The organism is Acidobacteriota bacterium, from assembly GCA_003225175.1.
In the GTDB taxonomy this organism is placed as follows: Bacteria; Acidobacteriota; Terriglobia; order Terriglobales; family Acidobacteriaceae; genus Gp1-AA112.
The window spans coordinates 1-3,851 of sequence record QIBA01000180.1 but is presented as its reverse complement, the minus strand read 5'-3'; the positions used below and the strand labels follow the sequence as shown (position 1 = coordinate 3,851).

Genomic DNA, 3,851 nt, shown 5'->3' with positions numbered 1-3,851 from the left:
GGATACTCGGGGTCGATAACCTTTCAAATCCCGTAATGGCGGTAAACAGCAGAACGAGAGAGAGCAGCTGCATAGGACTCCTCACTCAGAACGACCTAAAGCGTATCGAAATTCAAAAGGCGATGACTAGTATGACTTATTCGTACGCGATCGCATCGATATTTAGTACCAGCTCCGGCGCAGAAGACTCGGAAAGGATATTCATGTTGCTGGCTCAGAGACGACGACCCAGACCGCGTCCGCCTCGTTGGTCGGGAGTCGATTCTGCGTGATTTCAAAGTAGATCCGCTTCTCGACGCCACAGGAGCGAGAATGAACTGGGCGGGCAGAATTGCCCCTCAGGCCTTACGGTAGTTCTTCTTTCAAACGCACACTGCTGCTGCATAACTGCTCATTGCACGAAATCGATTTTGTTTTTCCTATACTTCGAGCTTCTGGTGTCTTAGGTTGGCGGTTCTTGCAGATCGAATTAGCTTCACTTGCAAAGGATGATTGCTTTGGCGCTCTCGATTCGCTTCGGGTACTCGCTTTGCTTTTGCCTCTTCAGCGATATCCAGGAGTTCATGGTTTCTTGCTCCCTGCGCATTACGAGAATCTGGGCGCGCAATGTCTCCTGAGCTGGACCACCCGGAATCTTCCTGATCGCGACAAAGTGTTCCGGATCGAGAGCTTGACGAAGGATGTTTGCGCCGGTGCGAAGCGGCCGCCCGACGATCTCCCCTGCAAGGTCCTGGACGGCAGCCACCATCGCTTCGGTATCGTACTCGCCCAGCTTTTGCACTGCGGCATGTACTAGGCGATGCGCAAGCCGAAAGCTCAGTCCTTCGCTCCGCACCAACGTATCGGCAAGCTCCGTCACTGTGAGGAATCCACTCCGGGCACGGCGCGCCATCTGCTCTTTATTGACCTGACAGCCGCGCATTACCCCCGCAAACAACTTCAATGCCCGGGTTGCGTCTTGGAACACAGAAAAGACTAATGGCTGGAGATCGTCCTCGCTGTCGACGATGTCACCGAAAGGCGTGTTGTGCGCGCAGGCTAATACGCCCTGCGCCTGGGCGAACGCTCTACTCGCCAGAATTCTGGTGTGCTCAAGCGATACCGGGTTCCGCTTCTGCGGCATGATGCTGGAAGTCTGCACCAACGAATCGTTCAGGCGCAGAAAATTGAATTCAGCGGTGCACCAGCCGTAGGAGTTGATCTGCAGGCCCTCGAAACCCAGAAGCTCTGCGGTGAAGTTGCGGTCGATAGGAAATCCGGTGGTGGTAATGGCACAGGCCCCGAGCGGGTTGCGGTTGACGGTTGTCCAGGCAGAACACAGGCGGTCAAAATCACGGCCCAGGAACTCGGCCGCCGCCGCCAGATAATGGCCGAGTGTCGTCGGCTGTGCGGGTTGGGTGTGCGTGTACGCCGGCATCAGCGTAGTGATGTTGGCTTCCGCCAAGCCTAACAAGGCGTCGCGGGCGTCGGCAACGCAGGCAGCACAGCCAAGCACTTCGTTGCGAACGCACATGCGATAGAGAGTGAGATCGATATCGTTGCGGCTGCGCGCGGTGTGCATTCTGCCCGCAACGTCGACCCCTATGTCCGCGGCAAGCAGGTCTTCGATATAGAAGAAGAGGTCCTCGCACGTGCCGTCGTAAGTCGCGGACCTTATCTTCTCAAGATCAAGACGGTCCAGAGCGCTCAGGCAGGCCTGCGCATCCTCGCGAGAGAGGATGTGCTGACGCTCGAGCATGATCGTATGCGCATAGTGAATCTGCAGCAGACCGGCGAGGAAATAGCGCTTCGCATCTTCGAAGTTCGCCGCCAACACGGTTTCGCGATACACCGGCGCGGGAAACTTCTCCGCCCCTGCTGCCTTGTCGAGGCGAGTCGAGTTGGAAGTCAAGAGCCTCTCATTCCTGGAAAGTGGCGCATATCCATCTCGCTGGTCTTTCCGTTTGCATTAGAAGCGCGCCACCAAGCCCAGTTGGACGATTCTGCCTTCGAGCACGGTACTGGATTTCGGGAAGCTGGATGGCAGCGGAATTACTGTACCCGTCGAGTTAACCGGCAGACCAGTCGTTGCCGTCGGGAATCCCGCGGAATCCAGACCGCCGATCGTGATCGCGGTGTTCAAGCTGGTCACATTGGGATGGTTAAAGAGGTTGTTTGCCTCGAGAAAGAACTGCGGCTCCACGTGCTCCCAAAGTCTGGCGATGGTGCGCGTGTAGCGAAGATCTACCTGGTAGATCGATGGCCCTCGCACGAAATTGCGTCCAATGAATAGAGGCCGCGTGACCGTAGAGGTTTTCTGGTCGCCGTTGATCTGGGAGTTGCCGGTAATGTTCTGCTGATCTCCCGAAGCTAAATTCGTGAGAAGCGAGAACGTGTTGTGATTCAAGATACCGCGCAAAACAGTATTTCCGCTGTTCACCCTCGGTTCGATAATCGAGCTCATGGTGAATGAGTTGGGGCGGTTTACCAAACTTTTCCCGCGATCGCGCAGGCGATTGCTTGGGTCCTCGATCGGCAGATTCTGTTCGAAGCTGTTCACGTCTGGCGAGTCGCTGATGGTATGCGACCAGGTGTACGCAGCGCTCACCTGCACTCCCGCAGACAGTCTATGCGTGTAGTTAATAACAGCGGCGTCATAGACGGAACGCGCTCCCGATTGCTGCAGCAGAATATTGTTGAACTGCGGAAAGAGCCGCGTGCTGGCATTCACATTCTTGCTGTAAACCGGCCGTCCATCAGCAAGACTAGCGATCGGATTAATAAGGTTAATGTTGCTCAGGAACTCGAGATTCCTGGCTCCCGTATGAATGTAGCCGAGTGTAATGCTGTCGTTGCTGCTAAGTTCGCGAGACAGCTGCAGGCTGGTGTTGATGGTGTAGGCATTGCGGAAGTTGGGGTCTACCGAGGTCACATCATTCGGAGTTCCTGTTGGCGCCACCGAAGTAAGGATGGTTGGATACGCCGGAGCCCCAGCTGAAGTCGGTCCCAAGGACACCGACGAGAGATTCCCATTATTCAGCAGCGTGTTGAACCAGGTGTTGGTTGCCGGCGATTCGTAAAAGATTCCGCCGGAGCCGCGAACGATCGTCTTCGGCGTCAGCCGGTAGGCAAAGCCTACTCGCGGGGCAAAATTTGCGCCTGGGGAATTGAAGTTGCGGGAATCAATGAAGGGAGCATTGGGATCGGAGGGTGGAGGCACAAACTTGTCATAACGGAGCCCATAAACCAGTGTCAACTTCGGCGTGAATTGCCAGTTGTCCTGACCGTACAGGCTGAAAAAGACCGAGTGATAGGACGGAACCACGCCCCCATTGCTCACCGTGACAGTTGAATAAGACCGTGGATTGGCGCCGGATTTTGCGCTTAGGTAAGCCGCGATGGTGGGAAATGAGTATTGCGTGAACGAATCGGCTTTCTGCATGTCGACATTTTCCTGCCAAGAGCCTCCCCATTTATAGGAATGTTTTCCGTGAATCCAAGTCAGGTTTTCGTTGAGGTTGGGGATCTTCTCCGTGAACTGGTCGCCGGCGGCGATGGTGCCATTAAAGTTCGCGATTTTCGGAATGATTACCGCCGGTCCGGGAGCGGTCAGCGCGCCAGGAAAATGACTGTTGCTGCGCAGCGGCCATGAAAAGCGGAATTCGTTCAGCAAATTCGAAGTAAGCGCGCTCACGACTTGCATTCCGATCACGTGGGCTTTGTCCTTGAAATCGGAACTGGCATCGAGCGCAAATAGCCCGCCCACGTTGGTGTTGAACGGAAATGAGTTCCTGAAATAGTTGTAGCGGACGAATGCAGAGTGCTTCGTGTTAATCACCCAATCCACGCGGGTGTCGACAAACTGGCCATGC

General features: G+C 55.3%; 2 protein-coding genes. Both read right to left on the bottom strand.

The window, feature by feature from the left end; all coding sequences use genetic code 11:
* Positions 1–475: 475 nt before the first annotated feature.
* Complete coding sequence (locus DMG62_24265) at positions 476–1,891, bottom strand: argininosuccinate lyase (protein PYY19782.1); 1,416 nt, start codon at positions 1,889–1,891, stop codon at positions 476–478.
* A gap of 57 nt (positions 1,892–1,948) precedes the next feature.
* Positions 1,949–3,851, bottom strand: a 1,903-nt coding sequence (locus DMG62_24260; protein PYY19781.1) for a hypothetical protein, incomplete at its 5' end; no start/stop codon positions are given.